Source organism: Pseudomonas sp. Hz4 (assembly GCF_054898165.1).
On record NZ_CM142719.1, the window covers coordinates 1387099 to 1411558 of the forward strand.

Annotated in this window: 16 protein-coding genes; 7 read left to right on the top strand and 9 right to left on the bottom strand. The window is 59.3% G+C overall.

The window, feature by feature from the left end:
* Positions 1-51: 51 nt before the first annotated feature.
* Together ACYZTR_RS06240 and treR are read right to left on the bottom strand one after the other, a co-directional pair.
* Positions 52-4614 (bottom strand): membrane-targeted effector domain-containing toxin, encoded by a 4563-nt coding sequence (locus ACYZTR_RS06240; RefSeq protein ID WP_461977301.1) that lies wholly within the window; start codon positions 4612-4614, stop codon positions 52-54.
* A gap of 99 nt (positions 4615-4713) precedes the next feature.
* Positions 4714-5418: a trehalose operon repressor gene (treR, locus tag ACYZTR_RS06245; RefSeq protein WP_461977303.1), complete on the bottom strand. Its 705-nt coding sequence runs from the start codon at positions 5416-5418 to the stop codon at positions 4714-4716.
* A 236-nt stretch (positions 5419-5654) separates the two neighbouring features.
* Between treR and treP the strand changes: the two genes are divergently transcribed.
* The 7 genes from treP (at position 5655) to tadA (ending at position 15088) form a co-directional block, all read left to right on the top strand.
* Positions 5655-7097: a PTS system trehalose-specific EIIBC component gene (gene treP / locus ACYZTR_RS06250; RefSeq protein ID WP_461977305.1), complete on the top strand. Its 1443-nt coding sequence runs from the start codon at positions 5655-5657 to the stop codon at positions 7095-7097.
* Positions 7098-7131: 34 nt separating this feature from the next.
* Entirely contained in the window at positions 7132-8778 is a 1647-nt protein-coding gene (gene treC / locus ACYZTR_RS06255; protein WP_461977307.1) for an alpha,alpha-phosphotrehalase, read from the top strand.
* Positions 8779-8883: 105 nt separating this feature from the next.
* Positions 8884-10107 (top strand): carbohydrate porin, encoded by a 1224-nt coding sequence (locus tag ACYZTR_RS06260; protein ID WP_461977309.1) that lies wholly within the window; start codon positions 8884-8886, stop codon positions 10105-10107.
* A gap of 62 nt (positions 10108-10169) precedes the next feature.
* Complete coding sequence (ptsP, locus tag ACYZTR_RS06265) at positions 10170-12698, top strand: phosphoenolpyruvate--protein phosphotransferase (protein ID WP_461977311.1); 2529 nt, start codon at positions 10170-10172, stop codon at positions 12696-12698.
* 2 nt (positions 12699-12700) lie between these two features.
* Positions 12701-12991 carry a PTS transporter subunit EIIB gene (locus ACYZTR_RS06270; RefSeq protein WP_461977313.1) on the top strand — a complete coding sequence of 97 codons (291 nt, stop codon included), beginning with the start codon at positions 12701-12703 and terminating at the stop codon, positions 12989-12991.
* A 223-nt stretch (positions 12992-13214) separates the two neighbouring features.
* Positions 13215-14591: a multicopper oxidase family protein gene (locus ACYZTR_RS06275; protein ID WP_461977315.1), complete on the top strand. Its 1377-nt coding sequence runs from the start codon at positions 13215-13217 to the stop codon at positions 14589-14591.
* Positions 14591-15088, top strand: a complete 498-nt coding sequence (tadA, locus tag ACYZTR_RS06280; RefSeq protein ID WP_461977317.1) for a tRNA adenosine(34) deaminase TadA — start codon at positions 14591-14593, stop codon at positions 15086-15088. The genes ACYZTR_RS06275 and tadA overlap by 1 nt, the downstream gene beginning before the upstream one ends.
* 112 nt (positions 15089-15200) lie before the next feature.
* Here the strand turns inward: tadA and cmoB are convergent, their stop codons facing one another.
* The 7 genes from cmoB to ACYZTR_RS06315 form a co-directional block, all read right to left on the bottom strand.
* Complete coding sequence (cmoB, locus tag ACYZTR_RS06285; protein ID WP_046049261.1) at positions 15201-16157, bottom strand: tRNA 5-methoxyuridine(34)/uridine 5-oxyacetic acid(34) synthase CmoB; 957 nt, start codon at positions 16155-16157, stop codon at positions 15201-15203.
* The gene (gene cmoA, locus ACYZTR_RS06290) at positions 16154-16933 is read right to left on the bottom strand and encodes a carboxy-S-adenosyl-L-methionine synthase CmoA (protein ID WP_461977319.1); all 780 of its coding nucleotides are present in this window, start codon (positions 16931-16933) and stop codon (positions 16154-16156) included. The genes cmoB and cmoA overlap by 4 nt, the downstream gene beginning before the upstream one ends.
* A 162-nt stretch (positions 16934-17095) precedes the next feature.
* Positions 17096-17608 (bottom strand): hypothetical protein, encoded by a 513-nt coding sequence (locus ACYZTR_RS06295; RefSeq protein ID WP_461977321.1) that lies wholly within the window; start codon positions 17606-17608, stop codon positions 17096-17098.
* Between the two features lie 153 nt (positions 17609-17761).
* Complete coding sequence (locus ACYZTR_RS06300; protein ID WP_461977323.1) at positions 17762-18403, bottom strand: lysoplasmalogenase; 642 nt, start codon at positions 18401-18403, stop codon at positions 17762-17764.
* Positions 18404-18405: 2 nt separating this feature from the next.
* Complete coding sequence (locus ACYZTR_RS06305) at positions 18406-18798, bottom strand: protease inhibitor I42 family protein (protein ID WP_461977325.1); 393 nt, start codon at positions 18796-18798, stop codon at positions 18406-18408.
* Between the two features lie 205 nt (positions 18799-19003).
* Entirely contained in the window at positions 19004-21421 is a 2418-nt protein-coding gene (gene lon / locus ACYZTR_RS06310; protein ID WP_461977327.1) for an endopeptidase La, read from the bottom strand.
* 552 nt (positions 21422-21973) lie between these two features.
* The gene (locus ACYZTR_RS06315; RefSeq protein WP_461977329.1) at positions 21974-24385 is read right to left on the bottom strand and encodes a glucose/quinate/shikimate family membrane-bound PQQ-dependent dehydrogenase; all 2412 of its coding nucleotides are present in this window, start codon (positions 24383-24385) and stop codon (positions 21974-21976) included.
* Positions 24386-24460 lie beyond the last annotated feature (75 nt).

Consider the following 24460-nt stretch of genomic DNA (forward strand, 5'->3'; position numbering starts at 1 on the left):
TGAGCTAAAAAAACCGTGTGAATTCGATTTCACACGGTTTTTTTTTGCCGATTACAGCGGCTTCGACCAGCCCGCCAGCCTCATGCCCGTAGTGTCGAGTGCCCGTAACAGTTCTTTGATGCTGCCATAGCGCTTGCCACTCACTGAAACCCACTGCGCACGTTCGAGATAGAACTGGTCTCCATCAGTATTGATGCGGGTGAATACCAGTTCATTGGTGCGACTGCGGTGCACTACATAGGTCGAGAGCGGATCCCGCTTCAGGGTGTACATTCCCGCACGTGACAGCAGTTGCTCGATTTCGGGCATCGTTTGTGACATCCAGGGGACTGCCACTCGCAGCCGCAAGTCGCCCTTTACCGTGGCACTTGCACTGCCCGGAGTGTTTTCGATAAGCATGCTTGCCCCCGGATCGATATCGATACCGGTTACGCTGCCTTCGACAACATCCTCAGTGCGCAGCCCGATGGCTTCCTCCAGTTCGCTGATACCGGCAATCCCCTTGTAGCTGTTGGAGTGGGTGTTGCCCACCAGCGCCACCCACTTGTGAGCACCTCGCACCGCCTGATCGGAACGGATGATGGTTCTAGCGAAGTAGTTCATCATTTTCTGGCGCACCCCGTCGGCAATGGTCTGACCTTGCGTGTCGCGCACCACCAGGCCGTCGATCCGGTAACTCGCCATGGAGTCGAGTGCCTGAACCCGGATGCCGTACTTGCCCGCCTGTTTGACCAGTGCGAGAAACGTGTAGCGGCGAAGGGGATCGCTCATGTGGCCGATGTCGAGATTTTTCAGGTATTTCTCAAGCTCTGCGGATAACACTTGGGTTTCGGCGAAGGTATCCAGATCCGCTTGGTGAAAGTCGGTCAGCAAATGTTCCATGTAAAGCGTTTTCACCTTGTTTCGGGCCAGCAGTTCCATGTTGTTGATCAGGAATTGCTTGCTGCCGATATCGCTATGGCTTTCGCCAATGACCAGTCCCCGCGCATGTTCCAGCGTGGCCTCGATGATTTCTTGCGCCGAGGCATCGGGGGCGAGTTGCGGAATGGGCGGGCGCGGGGGCAGTTCGGGATTGTCGTAAAACCGCACAGCATCCCGATAAAGGCGTTTTCTGCTGGCTTTGAAATCCCGGAAGGGGTCATTTTCCTTGAGGCTGTCGTACTCATCTCGCAGCGCATAGGTTTCATGCCCGTCGGCGCCCGCCTTCAGGGCCGCTCGCTGTGCCGGTGGAACCTCGTAGGGCGAGGCGGGCAGACGTGCCACGGGCGGTATTGTCGGCTCAGGCGTCTTTCCGCCGCCCTTGAGGCCGCTGCGTGGCATGGTTTCCCATTCACCCTGCGCGTTCAGGCGTACGGGGATCGTTCCAGGGAACCGGTTGGGAAACTCGGGATTGATAATGATCCAGTGTCCGTCGCCCCCGACATCACCCTCGAAGCGCACGTAGTACGCGGCGTCGTTCATCATGATGGCAGTGGAAGGTTCTGAGTCGAGTCGGTAAATGCCCTGGTAGTTTCCGGTCTCGCTGACGGGCGTGAGTCCTTCGAGCAGTTCGTTGGCTTGCCAATTGTCCGGCACCGTGGGGCCTTGTGGAGTCTGCGGCAGGGTGGGGGCGAGTTCGTCAGCCAATTCAGACCAGCCCATTGGCCTCATGCCCCTGGCGATCAATCGCTGTTTGAGTGCATTGAGGTTATCCACAGTTATGGACTCGTAGGCAGGCGCCAAAGGGGTATCAAGATTGAGCCTGCCACCGGGTGTCGAGCGGATGACGCTGTCGGCCATTTGATGATTGGCATTGCGATAAACCACCAAAACGCTGCTTCTGTAACGCTGAAAGGTAAACATCCCCGGTTCCGGTAATAGCGATCTCAACTCCTGCGAGGATCTGTAGGCCCACGGGGTTTGCATCTGCACGCGCCAGTCGCCTTTGATCAGCGCCTGGACGCTGTCGGGATCGGTCAATCCTGCCACCTCATCGACGGGCGAGCCCGGATAATCCGCATACTCCACCGCGAGTCCCGGGTCGACGCTGATGGGTTGTGCCTGACCCGGCGTCACGTCGTCGATACGAATGCTCAGCGCGTCAGTCTGTTCGCTGATGCCCCGATAGCCTCTGAAGGTCGTCATGTTTTCCTGATTGACCAAGGCTACCCATTTCGCCGGCCCCTTGAAACTTTCATTGGCGTGGATGACTTCACTGGCGAAAAAACTACGCGCCATCTGGTCATCAGGCGGCCGGGAAAAAGGGTCTCTACCGATGTTGTAGGTCATCGACATATCGATGGCTTGAACCCGGATACGCTGGGCATTGGCGGCTTTTACCAGCGCCAGCAGATTGAATGTGCCATCGGGATCATTGCCCGCTTTGATGTCGAGTTTCTTCAGGTAATTTTCCAGCTCTTCAGGCATTTCGCCGGTTCGTGCGAAGACGTCTAGATCAAGCTGATTAAGGTTTGCCAGTAATTCCTGCAAATACAGTGTCTTCACTCCGCGTTGCGCGAGGGCGGGCATGTTTTCGATCAGGAACTGTTTGCTGCCGATACTCCCGTAGCGTTCGCCGATGATCAGCCCCGGCGTATTCGCGAATGCCGAATCAAGCAGCTCGGCTGGTGTTTCGATCAACTGGGCGGCCGATACCGGCATTCGGGGAGCCGGTGGATGAAGTTCATACCAAGCCCTGGCGTCGCGAACCAGGATTGTGCGAGGTTCTCGGTGAGCCCATTCGAACTCGCGCAACGCGTCTGTTTCGCCACCGCGCAAGTCTGCCCCTCCGAGTGCCAGTTCCCTCATTTCAGAGGCTTCCAGCCCGGGGACATGAACGCCGGGCAATCGCGCCCATTCCTCGACAACAGTTTCAGTTGTCGCACCACCGGCAGCAACAGGCGGTACTTCCATGCCACCCCTCAGACCCAACCTGGGAACGATCTCCCATTTTCCTTCGCTCAACCGTACGGGAATTGACCCTGTGAAGGCATCAGGGTTGGCCGGATCGATGATTGCCCAATGACCACGCCCGTTGGGATCGTTTTCAAAGCGCACGTTATAGGCTGTGTCGTTGAGTTTGATTGCCCTTGAAGAATTGGACGCGAGCCGGTAGGTGCCTTGAAATTTACCCGGATCATGCTCCAGAGCATCTTCGCTGAGTGGCTCATCGATTACCCAGGTCTTGGGCACCTTCGTGCTTGACGGCGTAGTGCGTGGTTGCGCAACCTCGAGGTCGGTCGCCGGGCCAGTCCCTTTGGCCGATTGCGTCGACTCAATCAGGTCGGACATTTCCGCCGCTTCGGCGGCGTCGACCTCGGGGCCGACTTCTGCCAGCGTACCGGGGCCTTTCAGGACGAGCAGGTTGAACAGCAAATCAATGCCACTGAGTACAGCGCCCAAGATGCCGGCCTTGCGCTCTTCGGCAGTTTTTGCATTGACCGCCTGGTCGATGTTCAAGCCCATGTTGGCAACGCTGGCGCCGACCACGGGCAGTGCGATTGGCCAGCCGACGACAGCCATCGGACCGAACACTTTGATGCCGGCGCTGAGGTAACCGATCCAGAGTTTTTTGCGCAGATCGCCATTGGAGGTCAGCGACAGCTCGGCCTCGGCGAACATTGCCTCTTTGGTGGCGTCGCGCATCCAACTGAATGCATCACCCTGAACGACCTGGTTTTTCTGGTTGATCATGTGATGGTCGTACTTGCCCCACGTTCTGACCAACCGATTCATGATATCGGTGAGGTTTTCGGCGATCTTCTGCCGATCGGCCAGGGGGAAGTGGGTCAGGAAAGTCTGACGTGCATCCTCTGTGTTCATCCTTTGAAACATCCAGAAGTGCATGTCTGTGATGGTTTCCAGCACCTGAAAGGCATTGGTTTCGCCGGGCAGGTAAACGATCTGTCGACCTTTGGGGACGACGATCCGCAGAATATTGGTAGCGACGTAGCCATCGATGTCCAGGGCGCGGACGCGCAATTGCGTATCGGGGTGTTCCGATTGCAACTGTTGCAGGCTGATCGGCCAGGTGATCGGCCCCATGACGGCATTTACCGCTAGGTTGAAATCTTCGTCGCTCAGCTGGCGTTTGTCCCGTGCCTGCACGGCGTTAATCAGGAAGTTGCATTTGGCCAACGTGCGGAAGTCGTTGGAACTGTTATTCCAGAATTCGCTCAGTCGCTGGCGATAGAGCGAACTGAAATCGATGCTCCAGAAGTCTTTCAGTACCTCGTTGCCATGCAGGCGCACTTCGTTGGTTTCATCGAAGGTTCCGGCATTCGGGCCGACGCTATAGAAGCCCCCGTACAGGTCGAGCAAATCAGCGTTGTCCTGGTCGGTGGCGCGGAAACGGTGGATCACCAACTGTGTCAGGGTCACGGAGGAGGTCGGCGTGTCATCGACATGCTCCCAACCGGTGAAGGCTTTCGAGCTGCTTTGGGCCGCCGTGAAGCGATGGAAGTACACCCGATCCGGATCGAGGCCGACGATGCCGTATTTTTTCAACAGGTCACTGGCAACTTCGTGGGCCGTGTCTTGCAGACTGGGGCACGTCTGGATAACGGTGGTGGCAATCGCCTTGAGTGCGGCCTTGTCGGCGGCATTGGGCAGTGGACGGGGTTGGGTCGGGCTCATGCTCTCTATCCTTGAGAAATGGGCGTCGAGGATGAGCCGTTCACTCAAGGAATGTGCACTACATAGTTATGCCTATTTGCGATTCAGTACCGTGTAGTGTCACCGCCGGGCCACGTCTGAAAAGTAGAACTTGTCCAGGGTATGCCGCGATTCGGTGAATTCGAACTGGCGGCCATCCTGCAGGAAAGTCTGATTGCTGACTACGATCACATGGCTCTGGCCGTCGAGGTCCAGGTGTTGCTGGTCATCCTTGCTCCGCGGCATCGCTTCGATAGTGCGCTGGGCATAGGCGATTTGCAGTTGCAGGGTCTGCTCGATGAAGGCGTAGATCGAGTGCTCGGCGATGTCTCGGGACAGGCCGGGAATCACGTCGCTGACGAAATGGTTGATGTCCAGGATCACCCGTTTGCCGTCGATCCGCCGCACGCGCTTGATCCGCGTGATCAGGCTGCCTTCTTCAGCCTTGATGTGTTCGAGCAGTGGGACTTCGAGGGGTATCTGGGTGAATTCGACCACCTCGGTGCTGACGTCGTTGCCCAGCCGCGGGTAGGTCTCCTGGAAGCTGACGATGCCGCCCAGCTGGAATTCGATCGGGTTGGTCGACAGTACGAAGGTGCCTTTGCCGTGGACTTTCTGGGCGAAACCGCGCTCCTGCAGTTGCTCGATGGCCTTGCGCACAGTGCCGCGACTGGCCTGATAGCTGTCCATCAGTTCGGTTTCGGAGGGCAATCGTGCACCGCGTTCCAGACGTTCGGTCGTGATGCTGGCAAGCAGATCGCTGTAGATCTGGTTGTATTTACTCATGGGATGGCTCTGTGCCGCGATGTGCTCAAGGGTTGGAACCTTAAGGGCAGGGTAGGGGTTTGTCCATGCGGCTTTGGGTTTCGTCGACTTCAAAGGTAGGAAATGTCGCCGCCGGTCGAGCTCAGGACAAACAAAATCAAACTCGTCTGTACGAGTTGTTGCTTTAACTCGTACAGACGAGTACTTTTCGCTTCGGCGTGCTGCCAATAACAAAAAACTACAGCGGAAGAACAAGCATGAGCCACGACTATCCGAATATCGCCTCCGAGCTGCTGCACAGCCTCGGTGGCAGCGACAACCTCGAGCAGGCCGCGCACTGCGTCACACGGCTGCGCCTGGCCCTCAAGGACCCGAGTCTGGTCAACATCGCCACACTGAAACAGATCGATCTGGTCAAAGGTTCGTTCTTCACCGGCGGCCTGTTCCAGGTCGTTATCGGCCCTGGTGAAGTCGAAAAGGTCTACGCAGAACTGCGCCGTCAAACCGGTCTCGCGGCTTCAACCATCGCCGACGTCAAACAAAAAAGCGCCGACAAGATCAACGCCATGCAGCGTCTGGTGCGGGTGTTTTCTGACGTGTTCATGCCGATCCTGCCGGCGTTGATCATTGCCGGGCTGTTGATGGGCATCAACAACCTGATCGGCGCGAAGGGCATGTTCATAGAGGGCCAGACCCTGCTGGACGCCTACCCGAAACTTGACGGGCTCTGGAGCCTGATCAACCTCATGGCCAACACCTCGTTTGTATTCCTCCCGGCGCTGGTGGGCTGGTCGGCGGCCAAGCGGTTTGGCGGCAGCGAAATCCTCGGCATCGTGCTCGGCTTGATGCTCGTTCACCCCGATCTGCTCAACGCCTGGAACTACGGCAAGGCAGTCGCGGGTCTCGACGGCCAGAGCTTGCCGTACTTCGACATCCTCGGTTTGTTCCAGATCGAAAAGGTCGGTTATCAGGGCCAGATCCTGCCGATCCTGATGGCGGCCTACGTGATGAGCGTCATCGAAAAATGGCTGCGGGCACGGGTGCCGAACGCGGTGCAATTGCTGGTGGTGCCGATCACCACCATCGTCGTCACCGGCGTGTTGGCGCTGGCGGTGATCGGCCCGGTGACCCGGCATCTGGGGATTCTCATCACCGAAGGCGTGGTCATGCTGTTCGACCTCGCGCCGATGGTCGGCGGGGCGATCTTCGGTTTGCTCTATGCACCGTTGGTGATCACCGGCATGCACCACATGTTCCTCGCGGTCGATTTGCAGCTGATCTCCACCCAGGGCGGCACCTTCATCTGGCCGATGATCGTCATGTCCAACCTCGCCCAGGGCAGCGCGGCACTGGCGGTGTTCTACATGACCCGTAATGTGCGGGATAAAAGCATGGCCTCGACCTCGGCGATTTCGGCCTACTTCGGCATCACCGAGCCGGCCATGTTCGGGGTCAACCTGCGCTACAAATTCCCGTTCTACGCGGCCCTGATCGGCTCGGCCCTGGGCTGCATCTTCCTTTCGCTGAACAAGGTCCAGGCCTCGGCCATCGGCGTCGGCGGCTTGCCCGGTTTTATTTCGATCATTCCGCAGTTCATTCCGATGTTCGTGATCGGGATGGTCATTGCCATGGTCGTGCCGTTTGTTCTGACCTGCGGGTTGAGCATGAAGATTGTTCGGCCTGGGTATCGGGTTGCCTGAGGGGCGCCACATCAATTTGTTGAAGGAGTCCGCCATGCAAGACTGGCAACGTTCGGTGATCTACCAGATCTACCCGAAGAGTTTTCACAGCCACGCCGGCAACCCCACGGGTGATTTGCTTGGCGTTGTGGCCAAGCTCGATTACCTGCATTGGTTGGGTGTCGATTGTCTGTGGATCACGCCGTTCCTGCGTTCGCCCCAGCGCGACAACGGTTACGACATCAGCGATTACTACGCCATCGACCCGAGCTACGGGACCATGGCCGATTGCGAGTTGCTGATCGCCGAGGCCGGCAAGCGCGGGATCAAGCTGATGCTCGATATCGTGGTCAACCACACGTCCATTGAGCACACCTGGTTCCAGCAGGCCCGCAGCAGCCTCGACAACCCTTACCGCGATTTCTACATCTGGCGCGATCAGCCGAACAACTGGGAATCCAAGTTCGGCGGTTCGGCCTGGGAGTATGAAGCGCAGACCGGTCAGTATTACCTGCACTTGTTCGACCACACACAGGCCGACCTGAACTGGGACAACCCCAAGGTGCGCGCCGAGGTGTTCAAGATGATGCGCTTCTGGCGCGACAAGGGCGTAGGCGGGTTCCGTCTGGACGTGATCAACCTGATCTCCAAACCGGCGGACTTCCCCGAGGACAACACCGACGGACGACGTTTCTACACCGACGGCCCGAACGTCCACGATTACTTGCAGCAAATGCATCGCGAAGTCTTCGAAGGTCATGACCTGATCAACGTCGGCGAAATGTCTTCCACCCGTCTTGAGCATTGCATCCGTTACTCGCGGCCGGAATCGAAAGAGCTCTCGATGACCTTCAACTTCCATCATCTAAAGGTCGATTACCCGAACCTGCAGAAGTGGATTCGTGCCGATTTCGACTTCCTTGAACTCAAGCGCATCCTTTCCGATTGGCAAACCGGCATGCAGGCCGGTGGTGGCTGGAACGCGCTGTTCTGGTGTAACCACGACCAGCCACGGGTGGTCTCGCGGTTTGGTCATGACGGCGAGCATCGAGTGGTGTCGGCGAAGATGCTCGGTACGGTGCTGCATTTTCTGCAGGGCACGCCGTTCATCTATCAGGGTGAAGAACTGGGCATGACCAATCCGGGGTTCGATCAGATTGATCAGTACCGCGATGTCGAAACCCTGAACATCTTTCGGCTCAAGCGCGAGGCCGGTGTGAGTGACGTCGATAACATGGCGGCGATCATGCAGAAGTCCCGGGACAACGGTCGCACGCCCATGCACTGGAACGCCGAGCCGAATGCCGGCTTCAGTGCGGTCGAGCCATGGATCGGGGTGCCGGCCAACGCGGCGCAAATTAACGTCGCCCATCAACTCGACGACCCAGACTCCGTGTTGCATCACTACCGTCAGTTGATCGCCCTGCGTCGCACTGAGGCGCTGATGTCCGATGGTGTCTATCGGCAGTTGTTGCCGGAGCACACACAAATCTGGGCGTACGTACGTGAGGGCAGTGGCGAACGGTTGCTGGTGTTGAACAACTTCTACGGCACGCCATGCGAATTCATGTTGCCGGATGAAGTGATCAGCGAAGCGATGGCCCAACGTTTGGTCATCAGCAATTACCCGGACTGTCCGGCGCGAAATCGGCAGGTTCTCTTACGGCCCTATGAATCTTTCGTACTGCATATGACCGACTGACCGACTACCAAAAAACACCGACTTAAAAAACACGCAGAACGCTGCGCGGGGGAGTTTTGCGCGCCGATTTTGCCGCTGCACACAATAAAAATAATGGGGTAGCTCTTGAAAACAACAATAAATCGCAGCCTTGCGGCCGCAAGCGTATGCCTGGCGTTGCCACTGTCGGCACAAGCCCTGGAATTCGGAGGGTACTTGCGTAGCGGCGTTGGCACCTCGGTCAACAGCGGTAAACAGCAGTGTTTCCAGTTGCCTGGCGCACAGACGAAATATCGGTTGGGCAACGAATGCGAGCAATACGGGGAGCTGGAGCTGCGACAGGATCTTTACACCCTGGACGACGGTTCGGTACTGAGCGTCGACGGCATGGCCTCGCTGTATAACCAATACGACCGCAGCCTGACGTTCAAGGGTGACAACGGCTCGGTGCGCCTGCCGCAACTGTACGCGCAATGGTCGAACATGCCCGGCCTCAACGGCGGTTCGCTGTGGGCCGGTCGGCGTTACTACAAACGGAACGATATCCATATTTCCGACTTCTATTACTGGAACCAGAGCGCCACGGGTGGTGGTGTCGAGGACGTGCTGATCGGCGATCTGAAATACAGCTACGCCTTCTCGCGCAAGGACAACCTGTACCAGAAGGACTACATCAATCGGCATGACTTCAACGTTGCCGGCTTCAACACCAACCCCGACGGTGCGCTGGAGTTCGGGCTGAGCTACATCGACAAACCCGACAGTCGTGATGCTCACCGCGGCTGGGCGATCACCGCCCAGCATGTGCAGAAAGGTTTTCTGGGCGGCAAGAACAAACTGGCCTTCCAATACGGCGAAGGTCCCGGCACCGGGTTGGGCTATACCGGTAACGTGAAGCTGGACGACAGCAACAAAAGTTACCGGGTAGTGGAGTTCTTCGACTGGCAAGTGACGCCGCGATTTGGCGGGCAAGTCGAGGCGGTTTACCAGAAAGACAGCCGCCTGGACGGCACCGATCAGAACTGGATTTCCCTGGGCGTTCGCCCGGCTTATGCGATCACCGAGCAGTTCAAACTGGTGACCGAACTGGGCCACGATCAGGTTGAGGCCCCAGGTGGGACGCGCAAGCTGAGCAAATTCACTTTCGCCCCGACCTGGTCGCCCAAGGGCCCTGAGTTCTGGGAACGCCCCGAGGTGCGTCTGTATTACACCTATGCGAGCTGGAACGAGGCGGCCAAACGGGCCGCCAATGAACTGGCGGCGGGCTCGGCGTTGTCCGACACCGGCGCCTTCGGCACGGCGCGACACGGTGCGAACGTCGGATTGCAGGTCGAGTACTGGTGGAAATAAGCGATGCTGCCGGAGCCTCGCGCTCCATCGGCACTTCAAAGAACCAAACAGCAGGTGACGTCATGGCCACATCTCAACAATTGCAACTGCTGGCTCCTTTGTCCGGCGTCCTGGTGCCGCTGGATCAGGTGCCGGACCCGGTGTTCTCCAGTCGCGTGATCGGCGACGGTCTGTGCATCGATCCGACCACGCAAACCCTGTGCGCACCGCTGGCCGGGGTTGTCAGCAATGTGCAGGCCAGTGGGCATGCCGTCAGCATCACCGACGACCACGGCGTTCAGGTGTTGATGCACATCGGCCTCGACACCGTGAACCTGGCCGGCCAGGGCTTCACCCGGTTGGTGGAGGAAGGCCAGCGGGTTGAGGCGGGGCAGGCCCTGATCGAGTTCGATGCCGATTTTGTCGCATTGAATGCCCGCAGCCTGCTGACGTTGATGCTGGTGGTCAGCGGTGAGCCGTTCACTTGGCTGACGCCGGAGACGGGTTTGGTAGAAAGTGCTCAGCCGCTACTGAGTTTGAATCCCCTCGAGCAGACAAAGGATGAGCCGGTGCCGGAAGAGGGCGAAGCACTGTTTTCCGAACCGGTGACACTGGCCAACCCGAACGGCTTGCACGCCCGTCCGGCAGCGGTGTTCGCCCAGGCGGCGAAAGGTTTTTCGGCGAGCATTTACCTGCATAAACAGCAGGCGAGTGCTAACGCGAAATCCTTGGTGGCAATCATGGCGTTACAGACGGCTCACGGTGACGTTGTGCAAGTCAGCGCGGCCGGCCCGGACGCTGAAGCGGCGATCAAGGCACTGGCCCAATTGCTGACCGTCGGGTGTGGCGAGACGGGCACCGTGATGGAAAAGGTTGAGATGATTGAAGCGTCATCGCTGAGCGTTTTGCGCGGAGTCTGTGCCTCGGCGGGTTCGGCGTTTGGCCAGGTTATGCAGATTGCCGAGCAGACGCTGGAAGTGAGCGAGTTCGGCGTCGGCTCGCAAGTTGAGCGAAAACATCTGTCTCGGGCCTTGGCCGAAGCGGTGCTGGCCTTGCAGCAGCTGCGCGACAACGCCACCGGGGATGCCCAGGCAGAAATTTTCAAGGCCCACCAGGAACTGCTTGAAGACCCGAGTCTGTTGGATCAAACCGAGGCGCTGATCATCGAAGGCAAAAGTGCCGGGTTCGCCTGGCGCGCAGCAACTGAGTCGACGGCAACCTTGTTCAGAAGCTTGGGCAATGCCTTGCTGGCGGAGCGGGCGGCGGATCTGGCCGATGTCGGCCAGCGGGTGCTCAAGCTGATCCTCGGCGTACAGGATCAGGCGATGGAGCTGCCTGAAGGGGCGATCCTGATCGCCGAACAACTGACGCCGTCACAGACCGCCGGGCTCGATACGCGCAAGGTGCTGGGTTTCGCCACGGTCGGTGGCGGCGCGACCAGCCACGTCGCGATCCTCGCGCGTGCGTTCGGTTTGCCGGCGATCTGCGGGCTGCCCGTTCAGGTGCTGGCGCTGGCCAACGGCACCCAGGTGCTGCTCGACGCCGACAAGGGCGAGCTGCACCTGGACCCGGATGTGGCGGCAATCGAGCAGCTGCAAGCCAACAGTCAGCGTCAGCAGAAGCGCCATCAACATGAGCTGGCGCACGCTGCGCTGGCGGCGTGTACCCGCGATGGACACCACGTTGAAGTGACGGCCAACATCGCCTCGCTGGCTGAAGCGGAGCAGGCCATGGCACTGGGAGGTGCGGGCGTCGGATTATTGCGTTCGGAGTTTCTTTATCTGGATCGCAATTATGCGCCGAGCCATGACGAGCAAACCTCAACCTACAGCGCCATCGCCAGGGCGCTCGGGCCGGCGCGTAATCTGGTGGTGCGCACACTGGATGTCGGCGGCGACAAACCCCTGGCCTACGTGCCGATGGACAGCGAAACCAATCCATTCCTGGGCATGCGCGGGATTCGTTTGTGTCTGGAGCGCCCGCAGTTGTTGCGCGATCAGTTCAAGGCGATCCTGAGCAGCGCCGGTCTGGCCCGTCTGCACATCATGCTGCCCATGGTCACGCAGCTGTCGGAGTTGCGACTGGCCCGGCAGCTGCTTGAGGAAGAGGCGCTGGCATTGGGCCTCACTGAGCTGCCGAAACTGGGGATCATGATCGAAGTGCCGGCGGCGGCATTGATGGCCGACCTGTTTGCGCCCGAAGTGGATTTCTTCTCGATCGGCACCAACGACCTGACCCAATACACGCTGGCCATGGACCGCGATCATCCGCGCCTGGCCAGTCAGGCCGACAGCTTTCATCCGTCGGTGCTGCGATTGATTGCCAGCACTGTGAAGGCTGCCCACGCCCATGGCAAATGGGTCGGTGTGTGCGGCGCCATGGCGTCCGAGACGTTGGCGGTACCGTTGCTGCTGGGGCTTGGCGTGGATGAACTGTCGGTGAGTGTGCCGCTGATTCCGGCGATCAAAGCGGCGGTTCGCGAAGTGGATCTGCTGGATTGCCAGGCCATCGCCCAGCAAGTGCTGGGCCTGGAAAGCGCCCAGCAAGTGCGCGAGGCGTTGCGGCTGTATCACGAGGCGACGGTCGATACTTCACGGGTACTGGAGAACTGAGCATGTTCGAGAAAATGCAGCGGGCGTTCTGGAAAGCGTTGACCCCGGATCTGGTAGCGGATGAGCCGAAGGTGGTTGTTCAGCCTGTTTCTGGCCTGGCCCCGGATGTTGTATCCGCGCTGGGCGGTGTGGATAACCTTAAGTCGCAGCAGCCCGTGGCGCTGACACGGGTGCGGGTGGAATTGCGGGATGTGGGGCGGATGGATCGGCAGGCTTTGAATGTGGCCGGTGTGCCGGGTGTGATGCCGCTGGAGGGTGGCGTGGTCCACTTGATTACCGGCCTGCAGCACTGATCGTTCCCACGCTCTGCGTGGGAATGCATCCTGTGACGCTCTGCGTCACGCCAGCGAAGGGACGCGGAGCGTCCCGGGCGGCATTCCCACGCGGAGCGTGGGAACGATCACCTCTGCTGCGGCCATCCGCCGCGCTGCCCTTACTGTTTCTCAACCGCAGGTGTATCGTATTCGCCTTTTACAGGCCCCGCGCCTGTCGCTGATACGTGAGGTAGTTGAGTTCATGTCCTTTACCCGTCGCCAAATCCTCGGTGGCCTGGCCGGTCTTGTTGTCGTTGGTGTCGGAGCGGGGGGCGCGTCGCGGTACTGGCTGGGCAAGATGGCCGACGCCGATGCGGGCCACGACTATGAGCTGATCGCCGCACCACTGGACGTTGAATTGGTGGCCGGGCACAAGACCGAGGCCTGGGCGTTCGGCCCCTCGGCGCCGGGCACTGAGTTGCGCGTGCGCCAGGGTGAATGGCTGCGGGTGCGTTTTATTAATCACCTGCCGGTCGCCACCACCATTCACTGGCACGGCATCCGCTTGCCGCTGGAAATGGACGGCGTGCCTTACGTGTCGCAGCTTCCGGTATTGCCGGGCGAATATTTCGACTACAAGTTTCGCGTGCCCGACGCTGGAAGCTATTGGTATCACCCGCACGTCAACAGCAGCGAAGAACTCGGTCGCGGTCTGGTCGGTCCGCTGATTGTCGAAGAGCGCGAGCCCACCGGGTTTAACTATGAGAAAACCTTGAGCCTCAAGAGCTGGCACGTCGATGAAGAAGGCGCGTTCGTCGCGTTCAGCATTGCGCGTGAAGCGGCCCGTGGCGGCACGGCGGGGCGCCTGTCGACGATCAACGGGGTTTCGCAAGCGGTGATCGATTTGCCCGCCGGGCAGATCACCCGCGTACGTTTGCTCAACCTAGACAATACGCTGACTTACCGCCTGAACATCCCCGGCGTCGAAGCGCAAATCTACGCGCTGGATGGCAATCCCATTGAGCCACGACCGCTCGGCAAGCAGTACTGGCTCGGCCCGGGCATGCGCATTTGTCTGGCGATCAAGGCTCCGCCGGCCGGAGAAGAGCTGTCCCTGCGCAACGGCCCGGTTCGGTTGGGCACATTGCGCTCGGTGGCGAACACCGATGCACCGACCCAGTGGCCGCCCGCGCTGCCCGCCAATCCGGTGGCAGAGCCGGACCTGGCCAATGCCGAGAAACTCAACTTCAATTTCGAATGGGTAGGCTCGGTGTCGGTGAACGTCGACAACGGCAAGCCACCGAGCCTGTGGCAGATCAACGGCAAGGCCTGGGACATCACGGACAAGACCTGCGCCGACCGCCCGATTGCCAAGCTCGAGAAGGGCAAGAGCTACATTTTCGAGTTGAAGAACATGACTCAATACCAGCACCCGATTCACCTGCACGGCATGAGTTTCAAAGTCATCGCCTCGAACCGGCACAAGGTCATTCCGTACTTCACCGACACTTACCTGTTGGGCAAGAACGAACGCGCGCAAGTGGCGCTGGTGGCGGATAACCCGGGGATCTGGATGTTTCACTGCCATGTGATCGACCACATGGAAACCGGCCTGATGGCCGCCATTGAGGTGGCGTGATGCGTCAGATACGTCCCGCCGCAATCATCGACCGCAGCCGCGATCGCGACTTCATGCGCGAAGCGTTGGCGCTCGCCGCTCAAGGCGCGGCGCTGGGTGAAGTGCCGGTGGGTGCGGTGCTGGTGCAGGACGGTGAAATCATCGGCCGGGGTTTTAATTGCCCGATCAGCGGCAATGACCCGAGTGCTCACGCCGAGATGGTTGCCATCCGAGCTGCCGCGTTGGCGGCCAGCAACTATCGTCTGCCCGGCAGCACGCTCTACGTGACGCTTGAACCGTGCAGCATGTGCGCCGGGCTGATCGTACATTCGCGGATTGCGCGGGTGGTGTATGGGGCGCTGGAGCCAAAGGCCGGGATTGTGCAGAGTCAGGGGCAGTTTTTTACCCAGAGCTTTTTGAATCACCGGGTGCTCTATGAAGGTGGGGTGTTGGCGGAAGAATGTGGGGCGGTGTTGAGCGAGTTCTTCAAGGCCCGTAGAGCCAAACCAGCAGAATAAATACCGACCCCTGTGGGAGCGAGCTTGCTCGCGATGGCGTCCTTTCAGTCAGCGATGATGTTGAATGCTAGTCCGCTATCGCGAGCAAGCTCGCTCCCACAGGGTTTTGAATTTACTTACGGGCGACGATGACGGCGCGCATCGGCGCCGGCAGTCCTTCAACCGTCTTGCTGTGATCTTCTGGATCAAGGAAATCGCTCAGCGACTGATACTTCATCCATTCCGTCCCGCGCTGTTCCTCGACCGTGGTCACGCTCACGTCCACACAGCGAACATCCGTGAACCCGGCGCGGCGCAGCCACAGTTCCAGCGCCGGCACCGACGGCAGGAACCACACGTTACGCATCTGCGCATAACGGTCTTCCGGCACCAGCACTTGCTGCTGATCGCCTTCAATCACCAGCGTCTCCAGCACCAATTCACCGCCCTTGACCAGGCAATCCTTCAGCGCCAGCAAATGCTCGATCGGCGAGCGGCGGTGATAGAACACACCCATGGAAAACACCGTGTCGAAGCCTTCCATGTTCGGCGGCAGGTCTTCGAACGGGAACGGCAGGTGCCAGGCATTGGGTTCGGACAGATAACGCTGTACCGCCTGGAACTGACAGAAGAACAGCCAGTTCGGGTCAACGCCAATCACGCTGTCGGCCCCGGCACCGAGCATGCGCCACATGTAGTAGCCATTGCCGCAGCCGACATCGAGGATGCGTTTGCCCTTCAGATCAAGATGCGGTGCGACCCGCGACCACTTCCAGTCCGAACGCCATTCGGTGTCGACATGCACGCCAAACAAATCGAACGGCCCTTTGCGCCACGGCGACAGGCCCATCAACGCGGTACGCATTTGCGCGCGGGTTTCATCATCGCAATCGGTGTCCAGCGTCAGGCCGTTAAGCAAATCGACTTCGCTGGGCTGAATCTTCGGCAAGGCGTCCAGCGCACTCTGCCAGCGCTCAAGGTCGCCATGACCCTTTTCCATTTTCTTGTCGAGTTGCGCTTGCAGGGTGTTGGCCCAATCGGCCAGCGGCGTGCCGGCCAGACGGCGGGCGAGGGGGGACAGATCAATCATGGCAAGGCAATCAACGAGGCAAAGTTAAGACACTGGAACCACGGCACGACTTTCGAGAACCCGGCGGCCAGCAGGCGCTCGCGGTGTTCTTCGAGGCTGTCGGGCTTCATGACGTTTTCGATGGCGCTGCGCTTCTGGGCGATTTCCAGTTCGCTGTAGCCGTTGGCGCGCTTGAACGCGACGTGCAGGTCGGTGAGCAGCGCGTGTTCTTCGAGGTCGTTGAAGCGCAGCTTCTCCGACAGGATCAGCGCGCCACCGGGCAACAGCGACTGGCGGATACGCGAGAGCAACGCGGTGCGCTGCTCCGGGGCGATGAATTGCAGGGTGAAGTTCAGCGCGACCACCGAGGCTGGCTGGAATTGCAGGGCGAGGATGTCGCCTTCGATCACTTCCACCGGCAGCAACTCCTGGAACATCGAGTCCTGACCGTTGAGGTATTCGCGGCAACGCTCGACCATCGCCGCCGAGTTATCCACAGCGATCACCCGGCAGCCGTCGGTGCGCACGTGTCGGCGCAAGGCTTGAGTCACGGCGCCGAGCGACGAGCCCAGGTCGTAGAGCACGCTGTTGGGCTGGGCGAATTGCGCGGCGAGCACGCCAAGATTTTCAACGATGGTCGGATAACCCGGCACCGAGCGCTTGATCATGTCCGGGAACACCCGCACCACATCCTCGTTAAAGGCGAAGTCAGGCACCTGGGCCAGAGGCTGGGCGAAAAGGCGATCGGGATCTTTGCTCACGGCGGTTCCAGCGGCTTCGGTTGAAAAGGTCGGCATTTTAGCCAAAGTGGCGCGGGGATGCGCGGGTTGTCTGATAAAGCGTGAGGGAGGCAACGCGAGTGCTTCTCTCCAGAGGAAGTCAGGGACAGCGTGTAGTGAGGAAACGTAATAGTGACTGAATGGCTAAACCCTAAAATCGGGGCTTGGCCATTCATTGATTTAAAGTGTTGTTAATGATCGCATCAACACGATAAATGTAGCTTTACCCTCGATCTTTAGCTCTTCGCTATCGGTCGCACCTTTAAAATTAAAGCTGATTTCATAGTGCAGCTTGCTTTCGCTGCTTTCGATTGTCTCTACGCTGAAGGACCCGCTCTTGGCTTTATAAGAGAAAGATGTGGTAAAGCCTGGGATGGTTCCCGTTTCAAAGTACTCTGCTGTGGTAAAGGGGAAGTTTGAATCTGTAACTGGATACGTGCCGGATTTAATATTTTTATCGAATACTAGGTGAAAGCCTTTTTTAGATGTTTTTGAGAGGTCTTCGGCGTTAGCGCGAATGATAAGGGCGATCAACGTGCTGTCAGGGTCGGCTTCGAACTGAGTGTTTTGGCTATGAAAAGACACACGACCAGAAACAGTAGCATTAACTTCAGCGCTGGCGGTGATGAACGGCTCAAGGCCATCGTTTACTTCAAGCAGACCCGAAGCAGAACGTTTATTAAAAATGTTCATAAATTTCTTTCCTTGCGTGAGATAGATGGTTGCGTAGAACCATTCAAATAATAAGTTCGCAGGAATAGGCGTGGCTACTGTCAGACCTGACAGGTTTTTATACTGTTTAGCTATTGTTTATATGTTTTTATGTTTGTGACAAATGATCAGATTTTAATCGGTTGGCATCTTTTTCGAGAACGCCGAAGCCGCAATCCCCCATTGCCCCAGCCAATAGCTGAGGATGATCACGTAAGGGGCGGCATGAAACGGCGCCACAAACCGATTAATGCCAATCACGCTGTCGGAAAACACAAACGCCACCGCGCCCGCCGCTGCCAACAGCGCCGAACGTTTAGGTACATCGGTGCCCAAGCGAGCCAGCGCCCGCCAAAGCATGGCGCTGATGGCCAGGCCGTAGACGATGACCGGGATCAGCAACTGACCCAACCCATTGGAAATCAAGATCCCCAGCAATGCCGCGCCGACGCCCAAAGCGATGATCAGCGGCAACAACGCCAGCCGCCGGCAATCGCTCAAGTAGGCTTTCAGATACGCCAAGTGGGCGACCAAAAACGCCCCAAGGCCAAATACAAACAAATCCCCCGGCCACGCCAGCAACACATCGCCGAGCAGGGAGAAAATCAGTCCTAGGCTGATCCAGCGTCGATACTCGCTGGGCGGTGCGTCGTGCAACCAACCGAGCAGCGCCAATATAGGCAGCGGTTTGACCAGCAGGCAGAGCAGCGTGGCGTGCACGCTCACGCCGTAGAGAAAGGTCACCGCGCCCATCAGCGCCAGAATCAGCCAGCCCACGATCAGTTAACTGAGATGGCGCAGTCGAAGGTTTCCACCGCCGGTTCTTCCGGTGCCCATGGCTGTGAATAGGTCAGGCGCAAACGGCCCGTGCCAGCGGTGAAGGACTGAAAGCGCCAGGTCGAGATGCCGGCGCTGCCGACGATCCCCGCATCTTCTGGGTTGCTGTAAACCTCGGGGCTGAGCGCGCGCAATACGCCACCGGCCGAATCCTGGATTGCCCAGCGGTAACCCGTGGTCGGGTTGCTTGGCAGGGTCAGGATCAGGTTTTGCCCGCTGTGCAGTTTCACCGGGCATTCGCTTTGTTTTTCCACGGTCACGTTCTGTTTCGGTTGCGTGGCGCAAGCGGCCAGCAAGGAGAGGGCGAGGGGGACAAACAGGCGGGTGGGGGACATAAGGTCAGTGGCTCCGGCATTCACGACGAACGGCGAGCATAACTGAAGATGAGACAAATTGTGACAGCAGCGGGGAGTCGTTGTTGTTAGTGCTGACGCCATCGTCGGATCGCCGCCCGGAGCAAGCTCGCTCCCACAGGTTTATCGCAATCCTTGTGGGAGCGAGCTTGCTCGCGATATAGGTGGTGCGGGCGCTACATCACTCTCAGAACAGAATCTTCGCAACATCCGCAAAGCGCTTGGCGAAGTGCACGGTAATCCCTTCTTTCAGATAATCTGGCAACTCTTCAAAGCTTCCACGGTTTGGCTCCGGCAAGATCAATTCGAAAATCTTCTGCCGCCGCGCTGCTATCACCTTTTCACGCACGCCACCAATCGGCAGTACATGCCCGGTCAGCGTCAGTTCACCGGTCATGGCCACGCCTTTTTTCGGCGCCTGGTTGCGTGCGAGCGACAGCAGAGCGCTGGCCATGGTCACGCCAGCGCTCGGGCCGTCTTTCGGGGTGGCGCCTTCCGGTACGTGCAAGTGAACGAAGGCTTCGTCGAAGAACTTCGGATCACCGCCAAATGACTTCAGATTGGAACTGACGTAGCTGTAGGCAATTTCCGCCGACTCTTTCATCACGTCGCCTAATTGCCCGGTGAGTTTAAAGCCTCGGTTGAGTGTGTGAATCCGCGTCGCTTCGATCGGCAGGGTCGCGCCGCCCATGCTGGTCCAGGCCAGCCCCGTGATGACGCCGGTGCCGGACAGTACTTGCTCGTTGCGGAATACCGGATGGCCGAGTGAGGCTTCGAGGTCTTTCGGGCCGATTTTGATCACCGCTTTCGGCTCGTCGATCAATTTCACGACGGCCTTGCGCACCAGTTTGCCCAGCTGTTTTTCAAGCTGCCGCACCCCGGCTTCACGGGCGTAACCATCGATCAAGGCTTTCAACGCGGTGTCGCTGATGGCCAGGCTACCTTTCGATACGCCGGCCTTCTCCAGTTGCTTGGGCCACAGGTGACGCTTGGCGATGGCGATTTTTTCTTCGGTGATGTAACCCGACAGGCGAATCACTTCCATCCGATCCAGCAAAGGGCCGGGAATCGAATCCAAGGTGTTGGCGGTGCAGATGAACAGCACTTTTGACAAGTCCAGACGCAAGTCCAGGTAGTGGTCGAGGAATTCGACGTTCTGTTCCGGGTCGAGGGTTTCCAGCAGCGCCGAGGCCGGGTCGCCCTGGTAGCTCTGGCCCATTTTGTCGATCTCATCGAGCATGATCACCGGGTTCATCACTTCGACGTCTTTCAACGCTTGCACGAGTTTGCCCGGCTGCGCGCCGATGTAGGTGCGGCGGTGGCCCTTGATCTCGGCTTCGTCGCGCATGCCACCGAGGCTGAAGCGGTAGAACGGCCGGCCGAGGGATTCGGCGATGGATTTGCCGACACTGGTTTTACCCACGCCCGGTGGACCGACCAACAGCACAATGGAGCCGCTGATCTCGCCTTTGTAGGCACCGACCGCGAGGAACTCGAGGATGCGGTCCTTGATGTCGTCGAGGCCGGCATGGTGTTTGTCCAACACTTTGCGTGCGTGCTTAAGGTCGAGTTTGTCCTCGCCGAACACGCCCCACGGCACCGATGTCGCCCAGTCGAGGTAGTTGCGGGTGACCGCGTACTCCGGCGAACCGGTCTCGAGGATCGACAGCTTGTTCATTTCCTCTTCGATGCGTTTTTGCGCCTGAGCTGGCAGGACCTTGTCTTCCAGGCGCTGCTCGAATTGCTCGACGTCGGCGCTGCGGTCGTCCTTGGTCAGGCCCAGCTCTTGCTGAATGACTTTGAGTTGTTCCTTGAGGAAGAACTCGCGTTGATGCTCGCCGATCTTACGGTTAACTTCGGCGGAAATTTCTTTTTGCAGGCGCGCGACTTCGACTTCCTTGCGCAGCATCGGCAGCACTTTTTCCATACGCTTGAGCATCGGCACGCAGTCGAGCACTTCTTGCAGATCGTTGCCGGTGGCCGAGGTCAGGGCCGCAGCAAAGTCGGTCAGCGGCGACGGGTCGTTGGGGCTGAATCGGTTGAGGTAATTCTTCAGCTCTTCGCTGTACAGGGGATTGAGCGGCAGCAATTCTTTGATCGCGTTGATCAGCGCCATGCCGTAGGCCTTGACCTCGTCGGTCGGCTCGGTGGGCTGATGCGGGTATTCGACTTCGACCAGGTACGGCGGGCGATGGTGTTTGAGCCAGGTTTTGATTCGTACGCGGGTCAGGCCTTGAGCGACGAATTGCAGTTTGCCGTTTTCGCGACTGGCGTGATGCACCTTGACCAGAGTGCCGTAGAGCGGCAGGACCGAGGTGTCGAAATGACGCGGATCTTCCTGGGGCGTGTCCATGTAGAACAGGGCCAGGGAGTGGTGATCGGATTTGCTCACCAGGTCGAGGGTTTCAGCCCACGGTTCTTCATTGACGATGACCGGCAACACTTGGGCCGGGAAGAACGGGCGGTTGTGGATCGGGATGATGTAGACCTTGTCCGGCAGGTTCTGGCCTGGCAGGGCGAGGTCTTTGCCGGTGGAGTGGTGTTCGGCGTTCTCTGGGTCGGCGTATTCGCTCGGGTCTTCGGGGAATTCTTGCTGGTCGCTCATGGGGCACCTGCGCAATGGGGTATGGGTCTTAGATGGGGCAGGTGGGGGGTGGTTTCAATGGCCTGGGATATTTCTGGGTGTGTGTTCAGGGTTTTGACAGGTGTCTTTGACTTGGCGGCCTTTGGGCCGACCAGGTTCATTTGTTCGGTGTACATATCCATTTCTGCGGTAACGGCGACTGGCGGTTTCGTCCTTACGACGAGGCACTTTTTTCAAACGCCAAAAAAGTACCCAAAAAGGCTCGCCCCGAGCGTCCGGCCCCTCGCTTAGGCTCGGCGTTCCTTCGTTCCGGCATTCATCTGGGGGCATCGCCTCCGGTCGGCTTCGCTTCGACCTCCTCTCGATGTGTTCGACTTCGTCGAACGGCGCTACGCGCCCACCCCCAGATGAACACCTCCACTCAGCCTTCCGAAGGGGCGGGTGGATCAAGATCAAGAGCTGCAGGCGAGCTAACGCTCGGCCTGATGAGTGGTGAGAAGCGGGAAATCAAGCGACCAAAAAAAAGGGCGACTCCCTCACAGGAGTCGCCCTTTCGTTAACCGCCGCTAAACCTTACTCGGACAGTTTGTACGCAATCACATAGTCACCTTGCTTGGTGCCCAGCGAACCGTGACCGCCTGCAACGACGAGCACGTATTGCTTGCCGTCCTTGCCGGTATAGGTCATTGGCGTCGTTTGCGCGCCGGCTGGCAGGCGGCCTTCCCACAGTTGCTTGCCGTTTTTCACGTCGTAGGCGCGCAGGTACTGGTCGAGGGTGCCGCTCAGGAAGCCAACGCCACCGGCGGTGGTAAAGGTGCCGCCCAGGCTTGGCACGCCCATGCTCAGCGGGATCGGAACCGGAGAGCTGTCACGCACGGTGCCGTTTTTGTGCATCCAGATGGTTTTGTGGGTGGTCAGGTCGATCGCGGCCACGTAGCCCCATGCTGGCGCCTGGCAGGGCAGGCCCATGGGCGAAAGCAGTGCTTCGAGGACAACGCCGTACGGCGCGCCTTTGTTTGGCTGCACGCCTTCGGTTTCGCTTTTGCGTGGGCCTTGGGCGGCGATTTCAGCGGCCGGGATCATTTTCGATTTGAACGCCATGTAGCTCGGGTTTACGAAAGCAATCTGACGCACCGGGTCAACCGAGATACCACCCCAGTCGAACACGCCGAAGTTGCCTGGATAAACGATCGAACCTTGCAGCGATGGCGGCGTGAACGGGCCGTCGTAGCGCAGGGATTTGAAGTCGATCCGGCAGATCAGCTGATCAAATGGGGTGACGCCCCACATGTCGCGCTCTTGCAGCGGCGGCGGCATCAGGTTCAGGTCGGATTTCGGTTGGGTCAGCGAGGTGCGATCCCCTTCGACCGCACCTTGCGGTACTGGCACTTCGTTGATCGGCACGATCGCCTGGCCGGTGCTGCGGTCCAGCACGTAGATGCTGCCTTGCTTGGTCGACACGAGTACCGCTGGCTTCACGCCGTCTGCGGTTTTCAGGTCCATCAGGGTTGGCTGGCCGCCGACGTCCATGTCCCACAGGTCGTGGTGGGTGAGCTGGAAGTGCCAGCGCACCTTGCCGGTGCCGATGTCCAGCGCGGTCAGGCCGGCGGCGTGCAGCTCCGATTCAGGCGTGCGAGCGCCACCGAACTGGTCCGGGGTCTGGTTGCCCATCGGCAGGTAGAGCATGCCGAGTTTTTCGTCGACGGCGAACATGGACCACATGTTCGGCGAGTTGCGGGTGTAGACCTTGCCTTCGGCAATCGGCGTGGTGTCGTCCGGGTTGCCGCTGTCCCAGTTCCACACCAGTTTGCCGGTGTGCACGTCGAACGCGCGAATCACGCCGCTTGGCTCGTCGGTGGAAACGTTATCGGTGACGTGGCCGCCAATCACCACCAGGTCCTTGGTGACCGCTGGAGGCGAAGTGGAGTAGTAACCGCCGGCGGTGAAACCACCGATGTTGGCGCGCAGGTCGACCTGGCCTTTATCGCCGAAGTCTTCGCACATCTTGCCGGTGTCGGCGTCGAGGGCGATCAGGCGAGTGTCGGCCGTTGGCAGGAAGATGCGACGGGGGCAAACGCTGCTGACCGGCGCAGGGCTGGCAGTGCCTGTCGGGCTCTGCTCGGACGCGTAAGCGGCGTCATCGTGATACGTCACGCCACGGCAGGTCATGTGCGCCCAACCCTTGAAGTTCGCCGCGTTTTGCGTGGAGAGCTTCGGATCGAAACGCCAGATTTCCTTGCCGGTGTCCGGGTCCAGCGCGATCACCTGGCTGTGCGGCGTGCAGACGTAAAGCATGCCGTTGACTTTCAGCGGGGTGTTTTCCGCAGTGGTTTCACCCGGATCGTTCGGCCCGGGCAGATCGCCAGTGCGATAGGTCCAGGCCGGTACCAGTTTGTTCACGTTCTGCGGCGTGATCTGCGCCAGTGGCGAGTAACGATCGCCATGAGCGCTGCGGCCGTAGGAGTTCCAGTCACCGTCGGGCATCGCCGGGGCGGTGTTGGTCATGCCAGGCACGCTGTCGCGGTCCAGTTGGCCTTTGATTTCACCGGGATTGGTGAATTGGCTGGCCAGCGCAGCAACGGCGGCCAGCACCACGGCCACGCTCAGTGCGCCGGTGCCCATCGGCGCAGGGCCGGTAATCAGCAGCGGACGGCGAAACCACGGCAGCAGCATGACGAGGCCCAGCGCGAACAACATCGCCAGGCGCGGCACCAGTTGCCACCAATCGAGGCCGACTTCCCACAAGGCCCAAACGGTGCTGGCGAACAGCACCAGCGCGTAAAGGCCCAGCGCAGCGCGGCGTGCGAAGATCATCAACACGCCGGTCAGCGCCAGGCCGATACCGGCCAGCAGGTAATACAGCGAGCCGCCGAGCATGCTCAGCTTGATCCCCCCGGCCAGCATGGCCAGGCCCATTAGCAGAAGCAGAATGCCGAGCAAGGTCGGCAGTAGACGGCTTCGACTCAAAGCACCATCAGTGCTCATAGTGTGGTTCTCCGTGACGGTTCAAGTAGTCCCGCGCAAGTTCACTGTAGATGACGATCCTGTGCGGGCAGGGTT